Origin of the sequence: Acinetobacter sp. Tol 5 (genome assembly GCF_019702905.1) — a bacterium.
GTDB classification, from domain to species: domain Bacteria; phylum Pseudomonadota; class Gammaproteobacteria; order Pseudomonadales; family Moraxellaceae; genus Acinetobacter; species Acinetobacter bereziniae.
The window spans coordinates 486,096-510,898 of the sequence record NZ_AP024708.1; the positions used below are offsets into that span (position 1 = coordinate 486,096).

Here is a 24,803-nt window from a genome sequence, read left to right on the forward strand (position 1 = left end):
TTGGATCAAACGATCCTATTCTTTTGCTTTATAACATGTGGAAATTTGATGATGAAATTTCCACATGTTTAAAATAAGTGATGCCTTTAACCTGTCAAGGATGAAAATAAATCAATATCACCTCTCTTGGTCTGTGATACGGTAATCTTTATCGGGAATGTAAAGACCCAATCAACGGAACACATATTGGAAGTAATTCATGCAAAAGCCTGTAGAACTGATTGTCTTTGACTGGGATGGAACATTATTTGATTCAGTTGGGCAAATTGTTGAAAGTTTATTATTTGCTGCAAAAGTCTATGATCAACCCTTAACGCCTGAAGCAGCTAAAAGCATTATTGGTTTAGGGTTGCCTGAAGTGGCACAAGTGCTATTTCCTCAAGTTCCTGCATTGCATGCAGATATTTTGAAGTGTTATGGCGATCATTATGTTGAACACTCTAAAGATGATCAGTGGTTCGCTGGCGTCTCTGAGATGTTGTACGATTTAAAAAATCAGAATATTAAATTGGCTGTTGCAACAGGGAAAAGCCGTCGTGGTCTAGATCGAGTTTTAGCTCAAACACAAAGTCTTGAATTATTTGAAGTCACGCGCGCAGCCAATGAGACTAAATCTAAGCCAGATCCTTTGATGTTGACTGAAATTTTAAATTACACGGGGATGGATGCTACACAGGCGATTATGGTGGGGGATACCTCATATGATCTGGAAATGGCGCAAAAAATTGCAATGCCGCGTGTGGGTGTGAGTTATGGTGTGCATAGTGTTGAGGTACTGAAAACATTTAATCCCTTGATGATTGCCAATAATGTGACTGTTTTACATCAATTTTTAAAGACGCAAATCAATACTTCTGAAGTCGCTTAAATGTCTCTTTACGTTGTTTGTATATGGCAAACAACGTTCTTTACTCAAAAGCAAAAAACATTACAAGAAAATTTTTTATGAGCCGCTCAATACGATTACTCACTTTACTCCAACATTTACGGGAACAACGTTATCCGATTACTGCACGCCATTTAGCCGAGCATTTAGAAATCAGTGTTAGGAGCGTTTATCGGGATATTGAAAGTTTACGAGATCAAGGTGTTCATATCGAAGGCAGTGCAGGTTTAGGTTTTCAGCTCAAAGAAAACTTTTTGCTTCCCCCGATGAGTCTGGATGAAACAGAAGTTGAAGCAGTGTTTTTGGCACTGCATTGGTTAAAATCTGTGCCAGATCCCGCATTGAAAAGTGCCTCACATTCCGTCTTAACGAAGCTCAATGCAGTGCTTCCAAAAAATAAACAGGAATTAATTAATGAAACCATGCTTCGTTCTATCAATCACTGGTTGGCTGTTGATGAAAAAACTGTAGAACAGGTGCGTTTGGCAATCCGCTATCAAGTCAAAATTGAAGTCGATTATTTAGATGAAAAACAGAATATTTCTACACGAGTACTTTGGCCATTTGTGTTGGGCTATTTTAATGACAAAATGCTTTTGGCTGCGTGGTGTGAATTGCGCGAAGACTTTCGAAATTTTCGTTTAGATCGCATTCAAAAAATGCATGTGTCAGAAACAGTCTATCCTGAATTTAAACGTCATCTTTTTCAGGCATGGTGGCAAAAAGAGCAAGAAAGGAAATCAAACACAAACGCTCCTGACAAAAACTGACACAGCCCATGACTATAGTTAAAGGACCACAATAAAGGAATGGAAAAAATGGGCTTAAAACTATATACCAACGCACAATCTAGAGGTCTTGTGATTGAATGGCTACTAATTGAACTTGGTGCTGAATTTGAAAAAATTGAGTTGGCGTATCATACTGAAATGAAATCAGAATCTTATCTAAAAATTAATCCATTTGGGAAAGTGCCAACTTTGGTTGATGGCGATATTGTGATTTATGAAATGGCGGCAATTTGTGCTTATTTGGCAGATAAATTTTTTGATCAAGGTCTTGCACCTGCATTAGATGATCCAAAACGTGGCTTATATTACCGTTGGTTACTCTTTGCTGCTGGTCCGTGGGATGCAGCCAATTCAGATCGCGCATTAAAAGTTGAAATTTCTGATGACCAAAAAATGTATATCGGGTATGGGAATTTTCAGGATACTTATACGGCTTTAATTCAAGGCTTGGAACAAGCTCAACCCTATCTTTGTGGTGAGCAATTTACCGCAGCGGATGTTTTTGTGGGCTCGATGCTATTTTGGCAATTAAAGATGGCACAGATTGAAAGTCATCCAGCAATTGAAAAATATCTTGATGCAGTCAAAAGTCGCAAAAACTTAAAAAATCCTCAAACACTTTTTGCAGAGTAACTTTCAAGACCATGCAAAATCAGGAATTAGACTGGTTTTGCATCATTGTCTCGGAAAGTTGAGGTGTCGCCGACAAATGAGAAATTATATTTTACGGTATGAGTTTTCAACAGTTTTACGATGACATTGATTCGAATTCATGTCGCTATTCAGTATTTAGATAAAACCTGCGGCAACGTTAATACATATCGCCAAAATTGTAGTGTTAAAGCCATAGGCCAAAAGGATATGTAAAATATTTAAGACACGCATTGAGCGAGAAGTAATGGATACATCAGCGGTTTGTGCAGAAGTACCGATCACATAACTAAAATATAGAAATTCAGGATAGGTTGGTTCAGGTGTTTTGGGAAAATCCAATCCGCCATCTTGATGCTTTGCCACAGCCAAATAAAAATCATGTGCATAATGAATGGCAAACACAGTATGCATAAATAACCATGCGAAAATAATGGTCAATATCGCCAAGCTCAAATGCCCAAATTTAAACATTGTATTGCTGGGCATATGTGAGAGTTCAACCACAATTGCAATGAAGCACATCACTAAAGCAAAGATGACCAAAAGTAAAATAATCCACTTACTGGCATCCTGTTGTTGGGCTCGCTTGAGAATGTGGGTTTGATGGGTTGCCCATAAAGTCTTCATGGTCAGTACTAGATAGATCATGATTGCGATATTCCAACCGAATAACAATTTGGTTGACCATGCCCAATCTGTACTTAGCCCCAATACAGCATAAACCACAAAAGTGATAAGAAAAGTAATAAAAAAATAGGGACGAGATTGAATCCCTGTACGAATATGATGAAATGTCGATATCGCCACAATCATTCAGCCTTTACTATCATTGTTATGATTATTCAGAAATATCTTAACTGAAATAGCATCAGATGATGAGACTTATGTTGTCGTTCTTGATTAAAGAAAGTGAAAAGCTTCTAACACTTTGGAGGATATTTTTCTCTAAAATGAGAAATATATGAGATTGAAAGTAACTTATTCAAGTGTATTTGTTGCTTTCAAAGATGAATAAGTTTCGCTGTTTGTGAGCATGAGAATGTCTTAAGCACTCTGTGCGATGAATCATGTAAATACAGCATGATTTTATCCCATAGCAACATTTAACTGTCTATACGGTTGATATCAAGATGGAACGTTTTTGTCAGTAAAGCCATAAATTTTTGTACTGCAACAGCGTGGGTAAGTTTCTTATAGCTGACATATAAGTCTAAATAAGGAAGTTCAACATCTAATGGACGAATGATGGTATTACTCATTGCCAATGGAGCGATATAGCCAGGCACAATACTACAACCGAGCCCCATACCCACAGAATTGATATGAGATAAAATATTGTCTACTTTTTGCACAACATTAAATTCAATATGATGCTGCTTCGCAAAGTCTAAAATAGAATTGTGTAATGTACCTGATGGCTCTTCCGCAGGAATCACAAAATCAACGCCATTGAGTGCTTTTACTGGAATACGCTCGTATTGTGCCAGTGGATGGTCTTTAGGCAAAATAAAAATGAGTGGTTCACGCAATACAAATTTACTTTCGATTGTATCATTATGAAAATTATGCCGAGTAAAGCTGATATCCAAATCACCTTTTTTGATGGCACGTATTTGTTCGTGATTGTCTAAGCTGAGTAGCTCAATCTTTAAATCAGGGTTTTGAACTCTGAGATTGGGCAACACATAAGGGAAGACTTTCATTTCAGCAACAGGTACAAAACCTATGCGTAGTAATTGTTGTTTTGCCTTAGAAACTTGTCGAGCCATGGCAACAGCCTTATCTGCTTGTGCCAAGGTGAGACGTGCTTGCTCAAGAAAAACAGCACCTTCTTCTGTCAGTTCGACTTTCCGTTTGGTTCGATGCAATAGTTTGACACCGACATCTTCTTCAAGATCTTTGATTTGTTGGCTGAGTGAGGGCTGTGCAGTATAAAGCCTCAATGCTGCTTTACTGAAGTTCAGCTCTTCAGCCACAGTAATGAAGTATCTTAGGTGTCGTAATTCCATATAACTCGTCCAAAGAATAATCCAAAAAAAGTCTTATTAAGATTTTGCAAGAGTATAATCGATAAACAATGATCAGGTGAAGATGGTTATAGTATTTAGAAAATAAATGGATTATTAAAACCCATAGGTATTTCAATATAGAAAATCCTCTTTTAAATAATTCTTAAAATATATTAATGAACAGCAATTCAATATTTAATCATTATTCTTTTAACTACAACTTTTTGAGCTTATTACCGTATGAGATGATCTAGATTTATCTCATACGGTATACAGGCTTTATCGTCTTGATTACTTTTTCAGTTTCAAATGCAAAATTGGAAAGGGATTACCTTCCGCATCAAGTTCAGAGCGCGCCATTTGTTGAAAATTATGTTTAAGATAAAACTCTAAAGCGCGAGTATTTTGTTCATTGACATCCACTTCATCCGCACCTAATTCAAAAGCTTTTTGAATCAACAGTGAGCCAATACCTTGATCAAAAAAAATAGGGTTTACAAATAGCATTTCAATTTTTTTATAAGCTAGCCCCATAAAACCTGCAATTTGCTGTTCGCGTTCCACATGAAACAATTTTACATGGTCAAAGTAATGGTGCTGAATGATTAATTCTTTAATTTGCAGAATATGTTGTTCATTTAAAAAATCATGTGTTGCACGTACAGATGCCTCCCAAATTTCTAATAATTGTGGGTGGTGCTTTGAATGAGTCATTAGAATAGGGGTTAAATCAGATTGCATAAAAAGATTCACTCAATTGTGAAAAGCAACAAAAAATAAAAATAAATCACAAGTTGTTTGGTTAATATGAGGCAGGATAGGTATAAAAATCAAATTGATGTATTTGATGATAAAAAGCAGGACAATAAATGTCAGATTCCAACAAAATTGTTGTATATGCAGCACTTTTGGGCAATTTAGCAATTGCTTTGGTAAAGTTCATCGCCGCTTATATCACCAATAGTTCTGCTATGTTGAGTGAGGCTGTTCATTCTGTAGTCGATACACTCAATGAAATTTTATTATTGTATGGCTTAAAGAAATCTCAGCAACCTGCAAATTATCAACATCCTTTTGGCTATGGTCGAGAGTTGTATTTTTGGGCATTTATTGTTGCATTGTTGGTTTTTGCATTGGGTGCAATGGTTTCAATTTATCAGGGTATTCAACATATTCGTCATCCAGAAGTTATAGAATCACCTTTGGTGAATTATGTTGTACTTGGATTTGCAATGCTGTGTGAAGGAACTTCGTGGTTTATTGCCTTAAAAAGCTTTAAGAAAATGAAAGGGAAAATGGGCTATTTTGAAAGTTTCCGCCGCAGTAAAGATCCTACGACATTTACAGTGCTTTTTGAGGATTCTGCAGCATTGATCGGCTTGATCATTGCCTTTGTTGGTATATTATGCGCACAACAGTTTGATTTACCTATACTGGATGGTATTGCTTCAATATTGATCGGTGTGGTTCTTGCAATCTCTGCTTTACTTTTAGCCAGAGAGACGAAAGGACTACTGATGGGTGAAACTGCTGATCCAAAACTGCGTCATAATGTATTAGAAGTTGCTCAGGAAGATCCTGCCGTATATTCAGCAAATGGTGTATTGACTGAACAAATGGGTGCTCATCAGGTGATTGCATCATTAAGCTTAGAGTTTAAAGATGGTTTAACTTCTGATGAGATTGAAGCATGTGTCAACCGAATTGAAGTAAAGATTAAAAGTATTCATCCCGAAATCGTGGCATTATTTGTCAAGCCACAAACACAGCAAGTTTGGCTTGAAAGAATGAAAGGGCGTTTAGAGTAATCATGTCGAAACAAGAGCCAATCGTCCGTTTGGATGATAAAACGGTACAAGACCATACAATGCAAGAAAAGACAATTCAATCTGAGCATATACAGCAATTGCATTATCGAATTGATACTGAAAATTGTTTGTCACACACCTGGTATAAACCTGTATTTAGTGTAATTGGTTCTAAGCAACACAATGGCGAACGTTTCTTTAATGAAGTACGTAAACCACAAGGTCGTAGCCGTTGGGATCTTATGAAGTGGCTGGGAACACGTAAATCCTATACTTGGAATGTAGACACTCAAAAAGAAGCAGCAGAGTTTTATGCAACTAAGCGGCTACTTCCACAAAATCGCCAAGAAGTCGATGATCACGATTGGCAAGTCTGGTTTGTGAGTCATGCCACGGTGTTGGTACAAATAGGTCCTTATAATTTCTTAACTGATCCTGTTTGGGCAGATTATGTCAGTCCAAAACATGGTCGTGGTCCAAAACGCGTTATTCCTGCAGGAATTGCTTTAGAACAACTTCCAGAAATTCATGCTGTTTTATTGAGTCATAATCACTATGACCATATGGACTTAGCAACATTGAGATGGTTGCATAACAAATTTGCGATGCCGATCTACACGGGTTTAGGCAATGCCAGTTATTTACCTAAAGAATTTCATGTGATTGAAATGGATTGGTGGCAATCTGCACTTTTTAAAAACTTAAAAATCGTTTATACGCCAGCACAACATGGTTCTGGTCGTGGTTTACGTGATCAAAATATTGCTTTGTGGGGTGGATTCTCGGTCGTGTCTGAGCATGGTCATTTCTTTTTTGCAGGCGATACAGGCTATGGACCACATTTTAAAGAAATTCAAAAGCGTTTAGGTGCACCACGTATTGCACTATTGCCTATTGGTGCATATGAACCGCGCGCGTTGATGAAATATATGCACATGAATCCACAAGATGCATTTCAGGCACATTTAGATTTACAAGCTAAACGCTCTTTGGCGATACATTACCGTACTTTCCAATTGACTGATGAAAATCGTGATCAGCCTGAACTTGATTTACAAAAGGCCATGAAGAATTCATCTAAAATGGTGAATCCATTCTATTGCATTCGTGAAGGACGTAAATTGGTGGTCTAACTTATATCAATGGTTGAGATAAAAATGATAAAAATAGCTTTAAGTACACTGTTGTTGAGTTTGACATTCACTTCGGTTGTGGCAAAACCTGTAACAGTTGCAGCAACTGATGCAACAGATTGTGTTTCAGATGAGCTGTGTGCTGTTGCAGAACAGTTGACGATGGCAACATCTGAGAGTTCATCATCTGATGATTCTGAACGGATTAAGCCTCTTCATGAAAAATACGATTTAGACACAGGGGATGAATGGAAATTAATTCACCAGCATGCAGATACCCAATTTTTTGAAAGTATCACCACCATATCTGATGGTAATCAACTTATCCAAGCTTGGGTGAAAAGTGTAAATCCGAAAAAACAATATACAATTAATTATTATCAATTATTATGTAAAGATCGGACATTTACTCGACTGGAACAATTTAAGAGTCGAGATGATCAGGATTATAAACGGGTCAAAAGAGTAGAGCATTATCGTCAAACACAACCTTTTGATCAGGCAGGTGAATTGCTTCCAGTTTTAGAAAAGTTATGTTTATAAATTAAAATGGATGAACTTAATTAGAACATAATATTTATGCCTGATTAAAAAAAGAGGGAGCTGAACAATGAATAAAATTCAATGTTTCCTGTTATCACTAGCATTATCTAGCACTGCTTTTGCAGAGAATCAAAATATAAAGATTAATCAAACTGTTTTTGAGTTAAAAAGTGCCTCAAATCAAGATGATGTCGGCTTTATAAGCAATGATATTGAACTTTATCGGCATGGCAAAAAACTTTTAACGCATACCCTATATGCAACATCTGGCGACTGTAGTATCACTCAAATCGAAGTAGGTGATTATGCAGTCAAAGATAATCAGATTATTTTTTATAGTTATTGGGCTGCCGCGGATCGACAGGGGATATGGAGTTATCCCTATGGCGTCCGTAAACAAACTTATACTGTAGATGCAAAGGGAAATGTTAAACTAGTAAGTGCGTTACTTTACGTTGAAGATGTCATGGATGATCCATTAAAGATAAATCCTGACGAAGGCTATCTGCAATTTCTACATCACCCACCAAAAACCAAGCAACAGCAACGTATATTGAATGATTATGTTCAAACTATGCAAACCCAATATAAAGGGCGTTTTGTTCATGGACAGGAACGGGCTTTGCTAATTAAAGAAGTAAAAACCAGATTGGCGAAACAAATTGCTCGTGAAACTCAAGGATGGAAAGAACAGTTTGGCAACAATGCCCGTATGTAAATTTACGAATGTTTAGCAGTGTCCAAAAGCTGTAATGCAACAATCGATAGTGCAGCCATAGCTGTATTCATGATAAAGGGATTAAAACCCTGAACAAAATAGTGTGGATAAACAACTGCAACCACAACGATAAAGAACAGCATTGCCATGATATTTAAATAATGTAGTACCTTTGATTGTCTAAAAATTAAAAACAATATGCCAAATATGATTTCTCCAACGCCAGAGAGTTGAATTAAGCTTGGAATGTTCAGGAATTGAATCCCTGTAAATTCCCAAAACTGCTGTTCTTCAATGACCTTATATATGACTTTAGGCACCAAGCCTTGATAAATCCATAATACAGCTAAAGTGATTTGGATACTCAATAAGGCATGGCTAATTGCTTGAAGTGGATTCATAAACAACATGTTCCAAAAAATGGTGTTGATGATGTGAAGAAATGAATAGGCATTGATCTGTAGTACCAAATAGGCGATAGCGATTTAAAGCGATTCGGCGATACACAAAGTTTCGGATAAACTTTGGAATTAAATAACCAATTTTTAATCCAGAAAAAGGAAAGCCTAGTTCTTCAATGACTTTTAAAAATGCTGTAGATTCACGGCTTGCTTGTCCATTTTTAATCACCAACATAGTGTCAAAGTGTTCAGTGGGCATTTGATAGTAGTTTAAAATGGCTTGACCCAGTGAAGATTGAACGGAAGCCAACTTAAATCTTGCTTGAGTGTCATAGTGAATTAAAAATTTTGCCCAAGCATTGCACAACACACAAATTTCATCGAATAAGATAATGTCATATTGTTGAATGATCTCTTCAATTTTCTGTTGCATGCTTTCACTCTAGATGGGAGCTTTTTTTCAATATAATTGATTTATGGACAATAAAAAACCACCCGAAGGTGGTTTTTCATGTTTCTATCAATTATAGAAAACCAGGATGCCCTTTAGCAGGATCACTGTCTCGAGCAGCTTGCGCATCGGCAACACTGAGCCCTAATGCTTTTGCAACACCTTCGCCGTATGCAGGATCACATGCATAGCAGTTACGGATATGACGATACTTGATGAAGTCTAAGGCATCGCCCATTGCACCCGCCGTATTGTCAAACAAAGCTTGTTTCTGTGTATCATTCATTAAGTTGAACAAGGCACGCGGTTGGCTAAAATAGTCTGCATCATCCTGACGGAAATCCCAATAATCGGCATCACCACTGATTTTTAATGGAGGTTCTTTAAACTCAGCCTGTTCTTGCCATTGACCAAAACTATTCGGTTCATAGTGCGGTAAGCCACCATAGTTGGCATCTACACGACCTTGACCATCGCGATGATTGGAGTGGACAGGGCAACGTGCAGCATTGACTGGGATCTGTTGATAGTTCACACCAAGACGGTAACGTTGCGCATCTGCATAGTTAAAAAGTCGTGCTTGTAACATGCGATCAGGTGAGACGCTGATTCCTGGCACCAAATTACTTGGTGCAAACGCGGATTGTTCAACATCCAAAAAGAAGTTTTCAGGATTTTTATTCAGCTCAAATTCACCAACATCAATCAATGGATAATCTGCATGTGGCCAAACTTTGGTGAGGTCAAATGGATGATAAGGAACTTTTTCTGCATCAGTTTCAGGCATGATTTGAACTTGAAGTTTCCACTTTGGAAAGTTGCCATTTTCAATTGAATCGAATAGATCACGCTGGTTACTTTCGCGGTCTTTTGCTACGACTGCTTCAGCTTCGGCATCAGTTAAATTTTCAATACCTTGTTGTGTACGGAAATGAAATTTCACCCAAAAACGTTCGTTGTTTGCATTGATGAAGCTATAAGTATGACTACCGAAACCATGCATATGACGGAAGCTTTTCGGGATACCGCGATCAGACATTACAATCGTAACTTGATGCAACGCTTCTGGTAATAATGTCCAGAAATCCCAGTTATTGGTTGCACTACGTAGATTGGTTTTAGGATCACGTTTTACGGCTTTATTTAAGTCTGGGAATTTACGTGGGTCACGCATGAAAAATACAGGGGTATTGTTTCCGACAAGGTCCCAGTTACCTTCTTCAGTATAGAATTTTAATGCGAAACCACGAATATCTCGTTCAGCATCTGCTGCACCACGTTCACCTGCGACTGTTGTGAAACGAGCGAACATTTCTGTTTTCTTACCAATGTGTGAAAAGATTTTAGCGCGTGTGTACTGTGTGATGTCATGAGTGACAGTAAATGTACCAAAAGCACCAGAACCCTTGGCATGCATGCGACGCTCTGGAATTACCTCACGTACAAAGTTAGCGAGCTTTTCATTTAACCATAAATCTTGTGCAAGCAGAGGACCTCGTGCGCCTGCCGTTAAACTATTTTGGTTGTCTACAACAGGTGCACCAAAAGCAGTTGTTAGGTGGGTGACAGGGCATTTTTTTGAGTCTTGGCTCATTCTATTTCTCCATTTTTAATTAATCATGTATTCATTTTTGAATAGATGGAATAGATAAAGAATATTCGCTATTACATGACATTAACTGTATTTCAAAAACCAATATAGTGAACAATTGTTAAATCTATTTGTCCTTAAATTAAATGATTAATCTTTTAATTTAAGACACAGGGCAGTACTAGATATCTGCTTTAAATACACAGCTTCTATACGAAGCGTTGTGTGCTTTTTTAAAAGAGACAATTACACTTTAAGTTGAACTTTGATATTTGTAAAATTGATAAAAATATTATATTTGATTTGTTTTTGCGATTAAATGGTTGTGTATACCCATTTACCAGCTAGGAAGAATGAATCAATAAATTTTTGCAATATTGAAATCAAAATACAGCTTCAGTTGGGATAGTGGTCTCTTCTTTAAATCTGAAAGTTAAGATAATCCTGTAGAATTTCCTATAAAACATAAGATATTTCGCCTAAGAAAAGTGAATGGTAAAAATGAAGAGTCATGCGACTATCCTCTTCTTTTTAACTCAGCGATCCTCCCTTATCTGAAATTACGCTGAGTTGCTGAAGGATTTCATTTTCTAAAACTTTCCAATCTTTAAACTCAGGTTCAATCAACAATGTCTGAGAGACAAAACCATAGCAAATCCGTTGTACGTTTAGACTGATCTGTTCGAGTTGTTCATTATCCTGAATAAAAGGTTTAAGTATGTTTTGCCACATCTGTATCATCATGGCATAACTTTTTTGATAAGTTTCTATACTTGAAATCTGCCGTTCTAAGAGAAAAGACTGCGCCCATAAAAACTGTTGGGATTGGATTTGCTCAAGTTGAAAATGAATAATTTGCGCTAAATAGTCAGTAAAACTCAAATCTGTGGATAAGTCATATCTGCTTTGTGCATAACTTTTAAGAGTTTCAGCATTGTTTTTAACATGTTGATAGATGGTTAACGCTATCAAATCTTGCTTTTTAGAAAAATACTCATAAAAGGTACCTAAACCAACACCAGCAAGATCGGTGATTTCTCGAATGGTAATTTTATGGGCAGGATGTTCATGTAAAAGCCGAACAAAGCTTTCAATCAACGCTTCTTGCGTGATACGAGCCCTTGATTGGCGAGGTTTACGACGTACATTGATTGCAGGTAAAGCCATAAAAATAATCCGAACATCCTTGAAGGTATTTTCTTCTATACTGAATGTAATTGGTTAAAACAACAAGATAGGATTTTCAGGATGAACACGCTACAAAATTGGCAAACCCATGAAATCAGTAACCAGTTTGACGAGTTACAAGCTTACAATCTATTTGAAACAGATCAGGTGTTGCAGGAGATATTGCAACGTTATGGCAGTACAGATCAGCAAAACCTCAGTCAACTCGCGCAGATTGTGGGTACCACAGAATATTATCAATATGCCGATTTAGCCAATCGCCATACCCCTGAATTACATGCTTTTGATGCTCGTGGTCGTCGTAAAGATTTCTTAGAATTTCATCCAGCATGGCACCAATGGATGAAGCTCAATCGTCAATTTAATACCCATGCTTATCCATTTAATCATCCACAATCGAGTACCAAATGGGTGGATTGGGCAGCACGTTTCTTTCTGAGTGGGCAAGTTGAGTGTGGCAATTTATGTCCAAATTCGATGACTTTAGGCAGTATTCCACTCATTCAAAATGAACCTGAATTATGGGCAAAAGTGGGTGAAAAACTATTATCTACTGAATATGATGAACGAGATTTGCCAATTGCTCAAAAAAAGTCAATTTGGTTAGGTATGGGGATGACGGAGAAGCAAGGTGGTTCAGATGTTCGAGCCAATCAAACCATCGCAGTACCTGTTGCTGAATCAGGTCGTGGACAGGCTTATCTACTAACAGGACACAAATGGTTTTTCTCAGCTCCCATGTGTGATGCACATTTAGTTGTTGCGAAAACTGAACAAGATGGTTTGGCGTGTTTCTTTGTTCCGCGTTGGTTGGAAGATGGCACGAAAAACAATATCCATGTGCAACGTTTAAAAGATAAAGTGGGTAATCGTAGTAACTCAAGTTCAGAAGTCGAATTTAAAAATGCTTGGGGCATGATGATCGGAGAAGCGGGACGGGGCATTCCCACCATTATTGAAATGGCAAATTATACGCGCTTGACTTGTTCTGTAGGCTCAAGTGCGATGTTAAGACAAGCATTGGTGCAGTGCATTGCCTATACGCGCCAACGGAAAGCTTTTGGTAAACATTTGGCAGAACACCCTTTGATGCAAGCGGTGTTAGCCGATTTAGCCTTGGAAACGGAAGCAGCCATGCAATTGAGCTTTCATTTAGCGCATTGCTATGAAAATACAGATGAATTATCAATGGCGTGGAAACGGATCATGACCCCAGCCGCAAAGTTCTGGATATGTAAACGTACTGTGGAATTGACTGGCGAAATGATGGAAGTTTTTGGTGGCAATGGTTATGTTGATACAGGAATTATGGCGCGTATTTTTAAAGAGGCTCCAGTGAATACGATTTGGGAAGGCTCTGGTAATGTGATGTGCTTGGATGTATTACGTGCCATTCAACGTGACCGCGATTCAATTGAAGTCTTATTTAAATCATTGGCACAAGTCGCATCTCAAGATTCAATTCTACAAAATGAATTACAAGCTTTATTTAAATTATTTGATGGCTTACAAGCAGATGAATTGCAATTTATGGCACGTAGCTTAGTCAGCCGATTAGTTATTTTGGCACAGGCTATTTTGCTGAAACAACATGCACCCGATTTTGTTGCGGATGCTTTTATTGCAACACGTTATAGTGCGTTTTATGGAAGGGTGGTTGGAATGCTGGATGCCAAATCGGTAGATGTAGAAAGATTATTAGGTAGAGCTTTTGCCTAATATCTTTAGCCGTGTAAAAAGGGCATTATTTACATAATGCCCTTCTTTTTAAGCGACTTTTATCAAAGTTCAAACTTAAAATAGGTTATCGGAATTACTTCTGTTTTTTAAGCTTTTTCTTAAGCTTTTTTAATTTACCTTCGTGTTTGGAGATTTTTTCCAAACGTGCTTTGATTTTCTGCTTTAAAGATTTAACTTGCTTAGACATCATGTTACTCCTTAGTTTGAGTATCCGTTGGCTGATGTTTTTTGATAAAACTACGGATAAATTTTCTTAACTCACGTGCTGCGCTGGTGTCCATCGTTTCACAGAGTTGTAAAAACTGATCACGCTCAGCACTGTTAATGCGAATTAAGAGTTGCCCATCTTTTTTATTCACCTTTGTTTTTTTGGGTAATTCAGCCATGACGTATATCCCCAAAGGTGATAATCAAAAATGTATATACAATATATATGCATTTTTTAAGTTAAGCAAATTTATATTATTGAAAATATTTAATATTTTGTGTTTTATTGATTTTTTTGTAATTAATATTCCTTTTGTGTTGATAAGTGATTGTTACTAAAACTTTTATTTTTGAATCAAAAAAGATTTGTAAAATAGCAAATCAATCGCAGGTTATAAGTGGATGATTTATCGTTTTAGAACATCATTTGACTATTTACTTGATTATTCTAGGCAGCATTTTGCTCAGTGTGTTGCATATGCAAGAAATAGATCTTAAACAAAACCCATTGATTTAAAATGGGTTTTGTTAATTTGAGAAATTCAATATTTCATCAGAAAAATTAATGAGACTTAATCAGCTCAACTCGGCGATTTAAAGCTTTACCATTTTCTGTTGAGTTTTCTGCAACTGGTTGAGTATCACCAAAACCTTTTGCAGTTAATCGATTTTGTTGAATCCCAGTATTATCGGTGAGGGCTTTAACAACAGCATTTGCACGCTGTTCTGAAAGGGCTTGATTGTGTTTTGCATCACCTGAACCATCGGTATGACCATTAATAGTTAATTTGAGTTCAGGATTATTTTTTAACAATTGAATGACTTGTTCTATTTGAGCCTGAGATTCAGGCAAAATATTGGCTTGATCTGTGGCGAAGTTGACCTCGATATTGACCTTATTTTCTTTGTCTAAAGCAGTTTTTAATTGATCTGAATTTAATACTTTTGCTGTAATTTCAACAGGTTTTGTTTCAGCAACCAATAAGCCTGCATTTCCATTTCCTGTTTGAGTAAGTTGAAACCAGATATTCTTATTCGCTTGACGAACGACAAAGGTCTGGGTTGGGTTATTAAAAACATCTCCTAAACCAGCAACATAATCTACTTGGAACTTTTGTGGAAGCTTGTCTAACGCTTGTTGAGGAATTTTACTCATTGTAATTTGCTTGCCCCCCAATTGTTGAATTACATTTTCCAAATTACGTTGTAACTCTAAGAAGCTACCTTCTTTGTAATCCTCATTTTGTTGAATAGCTGCGCTATACAATTGCCCTTCAATGTTTTGAATATGTTGACCTGTCCAAAACGGTATTTTCTCAAAATTTACTTTGGTTGCGTCATGAAACTGATAGCCATTCGGCAAGGAAATATAGGGGAATTGACCGAGCGTAATATTTGAAATTGGAATCTGTGAAAGATCAAAAGTGTTCTGAATAGATTCGGTTTTTACTGTTTCTGAGGCAACAGAACTTGCACTTGATTCGGTTGTTATGACTTCAGCTTTCTCAGGTTTACTACATCCTATTAAGCCGAAGGTTGGAAGCACCAACAAGAGTAGAACGCTTGATAATTTTTTTTGATTGAGCACATTATTCTCCAATTTTAACTTATGACCCTATGTTGTATTGAGCATGTTTATATTCAAATTTATGTGCATACTATAGAGAACGGTGTTTAAAATTTATACGTGATTTTTAATTTGATTTGTAAAACTTTAATTGAGTTCAAAAGATATTGGCTGGTGAATATAATCAATTTAAGATCAATCTAAAAGATTGTCTCAATATGATATATACAAGGATTAGGCATTAAATAGTGACAAAGCTGATTAATTTAAATACTTGTATTCTGCACAAAAAAGCGTAATATCACAGTCCCACTCATGAGGTGGTAAATCATAAAATAGGTAAATAAAATGGCAAAGAAAAAAGTCATGCCTGAGGTTGTGATTCACAACTTTGTGGCAAAACACATGCACGAAGTCAACAAGAGTCAAGTGTTTGTAGATCGTAAAAAGAATGCAAAACGCGGTTATGATAAACACAAAAAAGGTCGATATTCTGATGATTATCGACCTTTTTTGTGGACTACGATTTTTGCTTAATCTTAAGAAAAATAAGAATTAAATATTCACTAAACGATTTGATTTTACCATGTCAGCTAGACCATGATGTTTAAAGTAATACTCCATCCAGCTTTTCACCATCAATGGGTTATTCATTGCCACAACTTCTTCAAGTAGCTTTTCTGCATCACTCATTGAAACGTGACAAATCGCCTTACGCACACGTAAGATATTGCTTGAACTCATCGATAAAGTATTGAAACCCATTGCCATCAGCAGAATTGCAGACAATGGATCTCCCGCCATTTCTCCACAGATACTGATTGGTTTATCGTATTTATGACACTCTTGAACCAAACGTGTTAAAGCACGCAAGATGGAGGGGTGAAAGTGTGAGTAAACACTTGAAACACGTGGGTTATTACGATCGACAGCCAGCAGATATTGGATTAAATCGTTTGAACCCACCGAGAAGAAATCAACCAATTCCGCAAATTCACCAATTTGTAAAAGCACACTTGGTACTTCAACCATGATACCAATTTTAGGTTTGGTAATTTTAACCTGTTCTTCTTCTTGAACTGCAATCCAGTCTCGCTCTAGTAAATAGAGGGCTTCTTCAACTTCACTGACACTGGTTACCATCGGCAGTAAAATATGAAGATTATTCAAGCCAATGCTGGCTTTAAGCATGGCACGAATTTGCGAAGAAAAAATTTCAGGGTGGTCAAGGGTAAAACGAATGCCTCGCCAACCCAAAGCTGAGTTTTCTTCTTCAATTTGGAAGTAAGGTAAGTCTTTGTCAGCGCCAATATCTAAGGTGCGCATCACCACAGGTTTATTGGCAAAATGGCTCAACTGTTGACGATAAATAGCACGCTGTTCTTCTTCGCCAGGAAAGCGCTCGCGTAACATAAACGGAATTTCAGAACGATAGAGCCCTACACCTTTGGCGCCACGTTGAACACCACGAACTACATCAATCATCAAGCCTGTATTGACATAAAGCTTAACAGCAACACCATCAGGCGTGATGGCATCTTTGGTTTCGTATTGCTTTAAATCTTTGGCAATTTGCTCTTCTTCTTTTTGAATTTCTTTATATCGTGTGCGTAGACGGCGTGGTGGGTTAACAAAAACACGTCCTTGATATGCATCCACGATCATTTCAACATCATCAAGGGTATTTACGGGCAATTCAGTGACACCCACTACAGTTGGAATACCGAGTGCGCGAGCGACAATCACCATATGTGAGTTAGCTGCACCTTCTGAGGTGACGATTGCTGCAATTTTATCGACAGGAAGCTCAACTAATGCAGCAGTGCTAATCTCATCTCCGATCAGAATACTTTCAGAGGTGATTTCTTTATGACTGGTATCACCTTCTTGTAAGGCTGCTAAAATTCGCCGTCCTAAATCTTTGAGATCAGAAACACGTTCTCGTAAATAATCATCTTCCATTTGAGCAAAGAGAGCAACGTGACGGTCAATCACATGCTTTACAGCGCCTTGCGCCCAACTGCCATCTCGAATAATTTCTTTGATTTCAGTAGGCAAAGCATTTTCATCCAGCATGCGTAAAAACACACTAAACAACGCTCTTTCTTCAGCCATAAGTGAGTCTTGCATTTTGTCATCAAGTGATTGAATTTCTTCACGTACAGAAGCAATCGCATGATCTAAAAGCTTGAGTTCTTCACTAATGTCATCGGCATCACGATCTGGAACAGCAGCAAGGTCCGCGGGAGGATAAAGAATAATGGCACGACCTAGAGCAATTCCTCCTGCACCCGATGAACCTTGGAACGTTTTATAATTAGAGGAGTTACTTGGCTTGCGGAATACATCAATATTTCCAACAGCATGAGCATGTGCAATAACGCCTGATAGCTGTGCACACAAAGTCACTAAAAAAGATTCCGCTGCTTCACTAAAGTCTTGAGGTTCAGTATTTTGAACCACCATTACGCCCATTACTTTGCGGCGATACATGACAGGTACGCCAAGGAACGAATTATAAATTTCTTCTCCCGTTTCAGGGAAATAGGCGAACCGTTCATGCTTAAATGCATTGTCTAAATTGACAATTTCTTCACGTTGACCGACTAAGCCAACGAGACCTTCACCTAATTGTAGGGAAACATTGCCAACAGACTCCTGATTTAAACCTTTGGTTGCCATGAGTACATAGCGTTGATTACGTTCATCTAACAGATAAATCGAGCATACATCTACATGCATTGCTTCAGAAACTTGATTGACCATGATTTCTAAAGATTCATGCAAACTGACCGATGCATTGATCTCTTGTACAATGCGTCTTAAGGTGTCCAGTTGCATGTTCGACATAGGTGTATGCTCCTAATCTAAGCTATGTTTTAAAGCGTTTTCATCAGTATTATTTATAACAGCACTACTTTGAAAAATCATTCATATTTTTGAAGAAATTTCAGGGGTGTAGTGTGGCATTTGCATACATAACTCCATCATCGCTTTACGATAAACATCTCGTTTAAAATTAACCACTTGACCGAGTGGATACCAATAACTGACCCATTGCCATTGATCAAACTCGGGCGGATCAGAGAGATTCAACTGAATATGTTTCGTTGAAGCTGTGAGTTTGAGTAAAAACCATTTTTGCTTTTGTCCAATACAAATCGGATCGGAGTCCGAACGAATGTATCGAAGTGGCAAACGATAATGCAACCAGTCATCTGTCTGGGCAATTATTTGGACGTGCTCGGGTAAGAGCCCAACTTCTTCACGTAGTTCTCTAAAAAGAGCTTGCTCAGGAGTTTCTCCAAATTGGATACCTCCTTGAGGAAATTGCCATGCATTGTGCCCAATGCGCTTTGCCCATAAAACTTGTCCAATATCATTTGCCAAAATGATCCCGACGTTGGGTCGGAAACCTTCTGAGTCGATCATTTGGCTACCTAAAATTTGTTAATTTCATCTGACTTTATATATGGGGACTGACACTCTTTTGTCCAACTCGATAAAGTCAAAGTAATAATGTTGTAAAATTGCTATGATCTTAACGAATTTCTATCGACTAGCGGTGATAGATTTACAATTTTTTTCTTAAATTTCAGTTTAAACGAGTATTTTCATGAAATTGGCGCTGTTTGACTTAGATCACACCTTATTAAATACAGATTCGGACCATTCTTGGGGAGAGTTTTTGGTCAATGAAGGCTTGGTCGATCCAGTTCGCCATCGTGCGATGAATGATCAGTTTTATGAAGATTATAAAGCAGGGCAACTTGACCCGATTGCTTATAATGAGTTTGTTTTTGAGTTTTTGACTCAACATGATAATGACTATTTAACTGAATTACATCAGTTGTTTATGAAAAAAGTCATTCGCGCACAAATGCGCCCGAAAGGCTTTGCTGCGATTCAAAAACACAAAGATTTAGGGCATGCTTTAGTAGGGATTACAGCAACTTCTGATTTTATCACTGCGCCTATTTTTCGTGAATTTGGAATTACTGAAATTATCGCAACCAATGCAGAAGTTAAAAATGGACAATACACGGGCAAAGTCACCAATATCCCATGTTATCAAAAGGGCAAATTAGCACGTTTGGATCAATGGCTTGAGGGACGTGATGTGACTGAATCCTGGGCATATTCAGATTCGATCAATGATCGCTTTTTATTGGAGTATGCAGATCATGCGATTGCGGTAAACCCAGATGATCGTTTAGAAGTGTTAGCCAAAGCACAAGGTTGGGATATTCAGGATTGGTCGATCTAATCCAGCTTGTTCGTTATCAGCAGCACTTCGGTGCTGTTTTTTTATAAAAATCTAGTAAAAATACAGCAGCAGAGTCTGTCATTTAAAACCCAGCAACAGTAAAAAATACAGCATGATTTATGATAAAAAGGTAGCTTTTGAGCTAGATTTATGATTGATTTGCAGCGTTATTCAAGCAATGTATTCGGTCCAATCCTGTTCAAATCACTGAATAGAAAATGCTGAATGGGTAGCTAAATTTGATCTGTTCATCAATTGTAAATATTTTTATAAATGAATATTTTGTGCTTCATTTTCAGTGTAAAAATGCTATGTTGAGCTGAGAACTTTTAAAACTGATGGAGATTATATAATGAGCCAGACACGTCCAAGAATGACCAATTTATTTGAACAACTTGGTTTAGACTCTAGCGAAGAAGCAATTCAAAATTTTATTGAAAATCATCAGTTAGATGCCGACACATTTTTGACTAAAGCTGAGTTTTGGACCGATGCACAACGTCAGTTTTTAGATGAAAAATTGAGTTCTGATGGGGAGTGGGCAACCATTGTTGACCAATTAAATGAGTCTTTGCATGAAGATTCAGTCAAATAAGGCTGGGGATATTCTCAATCTAAATAAAGCGCTCATTATTCAAATAATCAGCGCTTTATTTTTCTTATTTCATCATTTCAATTAATTCCTGAACAGCTCTGGATTGAGTACGTGCAGGATGCCAAACCATTCCCAATTGACGGTTCATCTCGAAATGAAGATCCAACTGTTGTAAATCTTGATTGAGCAAGGTTTTGGGTAAAACAGACCAACCTAAACCGATTGAAACCAGCATGCGAATAGATTCTAAAGGGTTGTTACTCATGGTGGTTTTAGGTTTTAAGCCTTTCTTTTCAAACTCAGCTAAGGTGATCTGACTGGTATACGTCTGTGCAGCTGGCAATAAACTTGGATACTCAATTAAATCTTCAAGTTTAAGATTTCTTTTTTGCGCCAAAGGATGAAAAGGAGCCACAACAAAAACCAAAGGATCATTCCAGATGGTGATGTAACTTAAACGTTCATCTCCCTGAGGGGGCAGGGTTAAAAAAGCAAGTTCCAAGTCGCCTGCCAGCACTTGTTCATGCGCTTGTTCAGAGTCGACAAAATGTACATCCAGTTTAACTTCTGGAAAGAGTTGTACATATTTTTTTAAGTGCTGTGGTAAATGATGTAAACCAATATGGTGACTGGTTCCAATTTTGAGTTTTCCTCTTACTTCACCTTGCTCATGGCTGAGGGTATGGTGAATATCCCCTAATTCATTGAGCCAATTTTTTACTTTGGGCAATAGTGAATGTGCTGCATGTGTTGCTTGAACACCACGTCCTGCGGATTCAAATAGTTTGACACCAAAATATTCTTCTAGACTGTGTATCCGTTTGGTCACAGCAGGCTGGGTAATAAATAGATGTTCTGCTGCCATCGAAATAGAACCAGTTTCCATAACTTTGACAAAAGCTTCAAAAGCAGCGAGATTCATGATCTTTCCATCCATAAAGAATTTTTATGCGTATTTCATTATTGAGAAGTTTTAAGAATTAATCAAAGTAATTTTCACTTTTTTTCGATTTTGGCTATTGTGATCTGTGCTTGGTTACAATGATAAAACTTTCATACAGGTTTAAACTGTACACAGCTAAGTTGACTGATTTATAGTGTGACAATAAAAATAATCGAGGAAATATTATTTGACTCAACCTACTCGAAGCACTATTGATGACTTTCAACAACGCACTCGTGACACATTGCCAATATCTTGGGGAAGATTTCTTGTGATTATGCTGATTCTCGGGGGAATCAGTTTAGTATTGTTATATTTCTTCCAAATTTATTTTCTTACCATTCTTGTCGGCATCATCGGTATATTTTGGTTGAGAGCACGCATACACAGACTACGAAAAATCCGCGCATGGAATGATTTTAAAATTCCTGCTGAAGTTTGGCGGGTATTTAAACAGCGACATCCCAATATTGCGACATCATCATATGCTTATATTGAAGAGGGTTTTAAAGATTATTTAGCGATTCATCTTTTGCGTAAAGATGCGTATGCTATGCCTTCTCATTCTGTAGATGCCTTATGGCATGTATTAATTGAAGAGTTTGATACATTTTATCGAACGATGTGCCTAAACTTCTTAGGTTATGAATTAATTCATCAACCCCATGATCCACTACCGACAGAAGCACAAAGAGCCTCTCAAAAAAAACAATTGCTCAATACATGGCAAAGTACATGCCATTTACATGGTTTAAATCCAGAAAATACTCAAGTTTTACCGAGATTGTTTCAAGTCGATGGTCATATTCGTTGGGAAAAAGGACTGATTTTTAGTTTGCCGTTCATGCTTGGAATGTATAGTCAAATGATGAGCTCCACATCAGACGCTTCTTCTACAGCCACGACATCCTCTTGTTCATCTTCAACCTCGTCATGTTCTTCAAGTTCCTGTTCTGGTTCGAGTTCTTCACATGATTCTGGACACTCTCATAGTCATAGTTCAGACTCTTCATCTTCTTGTAGTAGTTGTAGTAGCTGTGGAGGTGGTGGTGATTAACACCTCCACAGCTACAGTCAATTTATCTAAGCTTTCACTTCTGTTCTTTGAGCAATTTTTTGATCTCTTTTATTCCAGACTTTTTCATGGAAAAAGAATGCAAAGGCTTGAACCGTAGGTTCGAGTAAACTTAATGTCACAGCCATCCAAAAGTTACCCGTCACCACATAAGCAACCAACATTGCGACAGTAATGTGCATGATGTAGTAGCTTAATGTTTTCTTGAAAACGCGTTGATTGTTTTGTAAGAAGTTTTGGATATTTGCCACGAGGTTCACCACTTATTGATTCATTATTTAAATAATAATCATTATCAATTGTAATGTAAAAAGGTTTTTTTGACTCATGCTGATTGGATTTCTAAATAAACAATAAAGAATAATTGAAAAGAGGTTGTTAACCGCCTAGATTAAGGTGAAATAAATCGATGCTCACTTTTATCATTTTATTTAAAAGTTCTGGGAAAAGTGAAAGTTAGGTCATGGTGTAATCGGTGATCTAGCAAACTGATTTCATTGGAGAGCTAGGGGTAATGAGGATTAAACTTTTAACTTCATTTAAGCTTATCTACAATGAATCTTTGAATTTTGATCATGCCTATTATTTGAAAATATGATTTTTTGAGCTGAAAAATAGAGCATGATTTCAAGTCATTTATCTGGCAAAGAATGATATGGAAATAGTTTTAATGGATTCCAAAAAGTTTTTAAACTGATAAAAACGATAAATTAGATTTATGTAAAAACGTGGTTATAATCGACATTAATGAAAGAATTACCCAGTCCAGTGGAGCACATCGACATGGCAGGCGAAAACCAAAAAGCAAAAACCTTATATGATAAATTATGGGATGACCATTTAGTAAAACAACGAGATGATGGCTCTGCATTACTTTATATCGATCGTCATCTATTGCATGAAGTAACCTCTCCTCAGGCATTTGAAGGTTTGCAGCTTGCTGGGCGTAAACCATGGCGTTTGAGTGCGAATGTCGCGACTCCTGACCATAACGTACCCACTTCAACCAAAGAACGTTCTGAAGGAATTGCTGGAATTGAAGATGATACTTCACGTATCCAAGTTCAAACTTTAGATGATAACTGTAAAACATTTAATGTGGTGCAATTTGACATTAATGATATTCGTCAAGGGATTGCACATGTGGTTGGTCCAGAGCAAGGTTTGACTTTACCAGGAATGACGGTGGTATGTGGTGATTCACACACAGCCACACATGGTGCATTTGGTTGTTTGGCACATGGAATCGGAACTTCAGAAGTAGAACATGTATTGGCAACACAATGCTTAGTTCAAAAGAAAATGAAGAATATGCTGGTTCGTGTCGATGGTACATTGGGTCAAGGTGTGACGCCTAAAGATGTGGTGTTAGCCATTATTGGTAAAATTGGGACTGCTGGCGGTACAGGTCATGCGATTGAATTTGGTGGTCAAGTCTTCCGTGATATGTCGATTGAAGGTCGTATGACGGTGTGCAATATGGCTATCGAAGGCGGTGCGCGTGTCGGTATGGTAGCTGTTGATGAAAAAACGATTGAGTATGTAAAAGGTCGTCCTTATGCACCACAAGGTGAGCAATGGGATGCTGCTGTAGCTTATTGGAATACTTTGCATTCTGATGATGACGCACACTTTGATACAGTTGTGGTTTTAAATGGTGAAGAAATTGAACCACAAGTGTCTTGGGGAACGTCTCCAGAAATGGTCGTTCCAGTCTCTCAAGCGGTTCCAACTTTAGAACAAGCCAAAGATGACGTGCAACGTAATGACTGGACTCGTGCTTATCAATATATGGGTTTAAATGCTGGTCAGGCGTTGGCAGATATTCAATTGGACCGTGTTTTCATTGGTTCTTGTACCAACTCTCGTATAGAGGATATTCGTGCAGCTGCTGCTGTAGCCAAAGGTAAAAAAGTGGCTTCAAGTATTAAGCAAGCGATGGTTGTACCGGGTTCTGGTTTAGTGAAACAACAAGCAGAAGCTGAAGGTTTGGATAAAATCTTGATCGAAGCTGGATTTGAATGGCGTGAGCCGGGTTGCTCGATGTGTTTGGCGATGAATGCGGATAAGTTACAGCCTGGCGAACATTGTGCATCAACTTCAAACCGTAACTTTGAAGGTCGTCAAGGGAATGGTGGTCGTACTCATCTGGTGAGTCCAGCAATGGCAGCAGCTGCGGCGATTGCAGGTCACTTTGTCGATGTTCGTTCATTCTAAGCTGGGTTAAGGAGCAAAC

General features: G+C 37.7%; 26 protein-coding genes. 13 read left to right on the forward strand and 13 right to left on the reverse strand.

Features of this window, described 5'->3' with window-relative positions; genetic code table 11:
• The first annotated feature begins 199 nt into the window (after positions 1 to 199).
• The 3 genes from TOL5_RS02275 (at position 200) to TOL5_RS02285 (ending at position 2,310) form a co-directional block, all read left to right on the forward strand.
• A complete protein-coding gene (locus tag TOL5_RS02275; RefSeq protein WP_042088484.1) occupies positions 200 to 868 on the forward strand; it encodes an HAD-IA family hydrolase in 669 nt (222 codons plus the stop codon).
• A gap of 77 nt (positions 869 to 945) precedes the next feature.
• On the forward strand, positions 946 to 1,656 hold the full coding sequence (locus TOL5_RS02280; RefSeq protein WP_009586092.1) for a helix-turn-helix transcriptional regulator: 711 nt from the start codon (positions 946 to 948) through the stop codon (positions 1,654 to 1,656).
• Between the two features lie 48 nt (positions 1,657 to 1,704).
• Entirely contained in the window at positions 1,705 to 2,310 is a 606-nt protein-coding gene (locus TOL5_RS02285; RefSeq protein ID WP_042088481.1) for a glutathione S-transferase family protein, read from the forward strand.
• Between the two features lie 156 nt (positions 2,311 to 2,466).
• Here the strand turns inward: TOL5_RS02285 and TOL5_RS02290 are convergent, their stop codons facing one another.
• The 3 genes from TOL5_RS02290 to TOL5_RS02300 all read right to left on the reverse strand — a co-directional run bounded on the left by TOL5_RS02290 (position 2,467) and on the right by TOL5_RS02300 (position 5,081).
• The gene (locus tag TOL5_RS02290) at positions 2,467 to 3,144 is read right to left on the reverse strand and encodes a DUF1345 domain-containing protein (protein ID WP_009586086.1); all 678 of its coding nucleotides are present in this window, start codon (positions 3,142 to 3,144) and stop codon (positions 2,467 to 2,469) included.
• 290 nt (positions 3,145 to 3,434) lie between these two features.
• Positions 3,435 to 4,340: a DNA-binding transcriptional regulator HcaR gene (gene hcaR, locus TOL5_RS02295; RefSeq protein ID WP_100886031.1), complete on the reverse strand. Its 906-nt coding sequence runs from the start codon at positions 4,338 to 4,340 to the stop codon at positions 3,435 to 3,437.
• Between the two features lie 291 nt (positions 4,341 to 4,631).
• Positions 4,632 to 5,081, reverse strand: coding sequence for a GNAT family N-acetyltransferase (locus tag TOL5_RS02300; RefSeq protein ID WP_005035550.1), 450 nt, complete (start codon positions 5,079 to 5,081; stop codon positions 4,632 to 4,634).
• 128 nt (positions 5,082 to 5,209) lie between these two features.
• Between TOL5_RS02300 and TOL5_RS02305 the strand changes: the two genes are divergently transcribed.
• The 4 genes from TOL5_RS02305 (at position 5,210) to TOL5_RS02320 (ending at position 8,542) form a co-directional block, all read left to right on the forward strand.
• On the forward strand, positions 5,210 to 6,148 hold the full coding sequence (locus TOL5_RS02305; RefSeq protein WP_121775752.1) for a cation diffusion facilitator family transporter: 939 nt from the start codon (positions 5,210 to 5,212) through the stop codon (positions 6,146 to 6,148).
• 2 nt (positions 6,149 to 6,150) lie between these two features.
• Positions 6,151 to 7,281, forward strand: a complete 1,131-nt coding sequence (locus tag TOL5_RS02310) for an MBL fold metallo-hydrolase (protein ID WP_004826549.1) — start codon at positions 6,151 to 6,153, stop codon at positions 7,279 to 7,281.
• A gap of 24 nt (positions 7,282 to 7,305) precedes the next feature.
• Entirely contained in the window at positions 7,306 to 7,824 is a 519-nt protein-coding gene (locus TOL5_RS02315) for a hypothetical protein (protein WP_009586173.1), read from the forward strand.
• A 67-nt stretch (positions 7,825 to 7,891) separates the two neighbouring features.
• On the forward strand, positions 7,892 to 8,542 hold the full coding sequence (locus tag TOL5_RS02320; protein ID WP_121775753.1) for a hypothetical protein: 651 nt from the start codon (positions 7,892 to 7,894) through the stop codon (positions 8,540 to 8,542).
• Positions 8,543 to 8,544: 2 nt separating this feature from the next.
• Here the strand turns inward: TOL5_RS02320 and TOL5_RS02325 are convergent, their stop codons facing one another.
• The 4 genes from TOL5_RS02325 to TOL5_RS02340 all read right to left on the reverse strand — a co-directional run bounded on the left by TOL5_RS02325 (position 8,545) and on the right by TOL5_RS02340 (position 12,152).
• Entirely contained in the window at positions 8,545 to 8,943 is a 399-nt protein-coding gene (locus TOL5_RS02325; RefSeq protein WP_042087430.1) for a DoxX-like family protein, read from the reverse strand.
• Complete coding sequence (locus TOL5_RS02330) at positions 8,921 to 9,376, reverse strand: thiol-disulfide oxidoreductase DCC family protein (RefSeq protein ID WP_151779018.1); 456 nt, start codon at positions 9,374 to 9,376, stop codon at positions 8,921 to 8,923. The genes TOL5_RS02325 and TOL5_RS02330 overlap by 23 nt, the downstream gene beginning before the upstream one ends.
• Before the next feature lie 91 nt (positions 9,377 to 9,467).
• Complete coding sequence (locus TOL5_RS02335) at positions 9,468 to 10,988, reverse strand: catalase (protein ID WP_004826559.1); 1,521 nt, start codon at positions 10,986 to 10,988, stop codon at positions 9,468 to 9,470.
• Between the two features lie 528 nt (positions 10,989 to 11,516).
• Complete coding sequence (locus TOL5_RS02340; RefSeq protein WP_121775755.1) at positions 11,517 to 12,152, reverse strand: TetR/AcrR family transcriptional regulator; 636 nt, start codon at positions 12,150 to 12,152, stop codon at positions 11,517 to 11,519.
• Positions 12,153 to 12,233: 81 nt separating this feature from the next.
• Between TOL5_RS02340 and TOL5_RS02345 the strand changes: the two genes are divergently transcribed.
• Complete coding sequence (locus TOL5_RS02345) at positions 12,234 to 13,892, forward strand: acyl-CoA dehydrogenase family protein (RefSeq protein ID WP_221260653.1); 1,659 nt, start codon at positions 12,234 to 12,236, stop codon at positions 13,890 to 13,892.
• A gap of 212 nt (positions 13,893 to 14,104) precedes the next feature.
• Here TOL5_RS02345 and TOL5_RS02350 read toward each other — a convergent pair whose 3' ends face one another.
• Complete coding sequence (locus TOL5_RS02350) at positions 14,105 to 14,299, reverse strand: hypothetical protein (RefSeq protein WP_004718119.1); 195 nt, start codon at positions 14,297 to 14,299, stop codon at positions 14,105 to 14,107.
• A 383-nt stretch (positions 14,300 to 14,682) separates the two neighbouring features.
• Positions 14,683 to 15,708 (reverse strand): OmpA family protein, encoded by a 1,026-nt coding sequence (locus tag TOL5_RS02355; protein WP_121774962.1) that lies wholly within the window; start codon positions 15,706 to 15,708, stop codon positions 14,683 to 14,685.
• A 327-nt stretch (positions 15,709 to 16,035) separates the two neighbouring features.
• Here TOL5_RS02355 and TOL5_RS02360 point away from each other — a divergent pair, with 327 nt between their 5' ends.
• Positions 16,036 to 16,224 (forward strand): DUF7230 family protein, encoded by a 189-nt coding sequence (locus TOL5_RS02360; protein ID WP_004826569.1) that lies wholly within the window; start codon positions 16,036 to 16,038, stop codon positions 16,222 to 16,224.
• Positions 16,225 to 16,242: 18 nt separating this feature from the next.
• Here TOL5_RS02360 and ptsP read toward each other — a convergent pair whose 3' ends face one another.
• On the reverse strand, positions 16,243 to 18,537 hold the full coding sequence (gene ptsP / locus TOL5_RS02365; RefSeq protein ID WP_004826571.1) for a phosphoenolpyruvate--protein phosphotransferase: 2,295 nt from the start codon (positions 18,535 to 18,537) through the stop codon (positions 16,243 to 16,245).
• An 81-nt stretch (positions 18,538 to 18,618) separates the two neighbouring features.
• Positions 18,619 to 19,119, reverse strand: a complete 501-nt coding sequence (locus tag TOL5_RS02370; RefSeq protein ID WP_005035569.1) for an RNA pyrophosphohydrolase — start codon at positions 19,117 to 19,119, stop codon at positions 18,619 to 18,621.
• A 184-nt stretch (positions 19,120 to 19,303) separates the two neighbouring features.
• On the opposite strand from TOL5_RS02370, the gene TOL5_RS02375 reads away from it, so the two are divergent.
• Positions 19,304 to 19,954 carry an HAD family hydrolase gene (locus TOL5_RS02375; RefSeq protein WP_009586099.1) on the forward strand — a complete coding sequence of 217 codons (651 nt, stop codon included), beginning with the start codon at positions 19,304 to 19,306 and terminating at the stop codon, positions 19,952 to 19,954.
• Positions 19,955 to 20,306: 352 nt separating this feature from the next.
• Complete coding sequence (locus TOL5_RS02380) at positions 20,307 to 20,549, forward strand: DUF2789 family protein (RefSeq protein WP_004826578.1); 243 nt, start codon at positions 20,307 to 20,309, stop codon at positions 20,547 to 20,549.
• A 64-nt stretch (positions 20,550 to 20,613) separates the two neighbouring features.
• Here TOL5_RS02380 and TOL5_RS02385 read toward each other — a convergent pair whose 3' ends face one another.
• Positions 20,614 to 21,471: a LysR family transcriptional regulator gene (locus tag TOL5_RS02385; RefSeq protein ID WP_005035575.1), complete on the reverse strand. Its 858-nt coding sequence runs from the start codon at positions 21,469 to 21,471 to the stop codon at positions 20,614 to 20,616.
• A gap of 208 nt (positions 21,472 to 21,679) precedes the next feature.
• Here TOL5_RS02385 and TOL5_RS02390 point away from each other — a divergent pair, with 208 nt between their 5' ends.
• Complete coding sequence (locus TOL5_RS02390; protein WP_171428656.1) at positions 21,680 to 22,549, forward strand: hypothetical protein; 870 nt, start codon at positions 21,680 to 21,682, stop codon at positions 22,547 to 22,549.
• Positions 22,550 to 22,575: 26 nt separating this feature from the next.
• On the opposite strand, the gene TOL5_RS02395 is transcribed toward TOL5_RS02390, so the two are convergent.
• Complete coding sequence (locus TOL5_RS02395) at positions 22,576 to 22,818, reverse strand: DUF2061 domain-containing protein (protein ID WP_004826583.1); 243 nt, start codon at positions 22,816 to 22,818, stop codon at positions 22,576 to 22,578.
• 532 nt (positions 22,819 to 23,350) lie between these two features.
• Here TOL5_RS02395 and leuC point away from each other — a divergent pair.
• Positions 23,351 to 24,784, forward strand: coding sequence for a 3-isopropylmalate dehydratase large subunit (gene leuC, locus TOL5_RS02400; RefSeq protein ID WP_121774961.1), 1,434 nt, complete (start codon positions 23,351 to 23,353; stop codon positions 24,782 to 24,784).
• Positions 24,785 to 24,803 lie beyond the last annotated feature (19 nt).

Coding starts and splice junctions, on each gene's coding strand:
- TOL5_RS02310 (WP_004826549.1), top strand. CDS start 6,151: ATGTCGAAACAAGAGCCAATCGTCCGTTTGGATGATAAAACGGTACAA.
- TOL5_RS02370 (WP_005035569.1), bottom strand. CDS start 19,119: ATGATCGACTCAGAAGGTTTCCGACCCAACGTCGGGATCATTTTGGCA.
- TOL5_RS02340 (WP_121775755.1), bottom strand. CDS start 12,152: ATGGCTTTACCTGCAATCAATGTACGTCGTAAACCTCGCCAATCAAGG.
- TOL5_RS02375 (WP_009586099.1), top strand. CDS start 19,304: ATGAAATTGGCGCTGTTTGACTTAGATCACACCTTATTAAATACAGAT.
- TOL5_RS02305 (WP_121775752.1), top strand. CDS start 5,210: ATGTCAGATTCCAACAAAATTGTTGTATATGCAGCACTTTTGGGCAAT.
- TOL5_RS02385 (WP_005035575.1), bottom strand. CDS start 21,471: ATGAATCTCGCTGCTTTTGAAGCTTTTGTCAAAGTTATGGAAACTGGT.
- TOL5_RS02335 (WP_004826559.1), bottom strand. CDS start 10,988: ATGAGCCAAGACTCAAAAAAATGCCCTGTCACCCACCTAACAACTGCT.
- leuC (WP_121774961.1), top strand. CDS start 23,351: ATGGCAGGCGAAAACCAAAAAGCAAAAACCTTATATGATAAATTATGG.
- TOL5_RS02345 (WP_221260653.1), top strand. CDS start 12,234: ATGAACACGCTACAAAATTGGCAAACCCATGAAATCAGTAACCAGTTT.
- hcaR (WP_100886031.1), bottom strand. CDS start 4,340: ATGGAATTACGACACCTAAGATACTTCATTACTGTGGCTGAAGAGCTG.
- TOL5_RS02300 (WP_005035550.1), bottom strand. CDS start 5,081: ATGCAATCTGATTTAACCCCTATTCTAATGACTCATTCAAAGCACCAC.
- ptsP (WP_004826571.1), bottom strand. CDS start 18,537: ATGTCGAACATGCAACTGGACACCTTAAGACGCATTGTACAAGAGATC.
- TOL5_RS02290 (WP_009586086.1), bottom strand. CDS start 3,144: ATGATTGTGGCGATATCGACATTTCATCATATTCGTACAGGGATTCAA.
- TOL5_RS02325 (WP_042087430.1), bottom strand. CDS start 8,943: ATGAATCCACTTCAAGCAATTAGCCATGCCTTATTGAGTATCCAAATC.
- TOL5_RS02380 (WP_004826578.1), top strand. CDS start 20,307: ATGAGCCAGACACGTCCAAGAATGACCAATTTATTTGAACAACTTGGT.
- TOL5_RS02350 (WP_004718119.1), bottom strand. CDS start 14,299: ATGGCTGAATTACCCAAAAAAACAAAGGTGAATAAAAAAGATGGGCAA.
- TOL5_RS02285 (WP_042088481.1), top strand. CDS start 1,705: ATGGGCTTAAAACTATATACCAACGCACAATCTAGAGGTCTTGTGATT.
- TOL5_RS02275 (WP_042088484.1), top strand. CDS start 200: ATGCAAAAGCCTGTAGAACTGATTGTCTTTGACTGGGATGGAACATTA.
- TOL5_RS02320 (WP_121775753.1), top strand. CDS start 7,892: ATGAATAAAATTCAATGTTTCCTGTTATCACTAGCATTATCTAGCACT.
- TOL5_RS02360 (WP_004826569.1), top strand. CDS start 16,036: ATGGCAAAGAAAAAAGTCATGCCTGAGGTTGTGATTCACAACTTTGTG.
- TOL5_RS02280 (WP_009586092.1), top strand. CDS start 946: ATGAGCCGCTCAATACGATTACTCACTTTACTCCAACATTTACGGGAA.
- TOL5_RS02330 (WP_151779018.1), bottom strand. CDS start 9,376: ATGCAACAGAAAATTGAAGAGATCATTCAACAATATGACATTATCTTA.
- TOL5_RS02315 (WP_009586173.1), top strand. CDS start 7,306: ATGATAAAAATAGCTTTAAGTACACTGTTGTTGAGTTTGACATTCACT.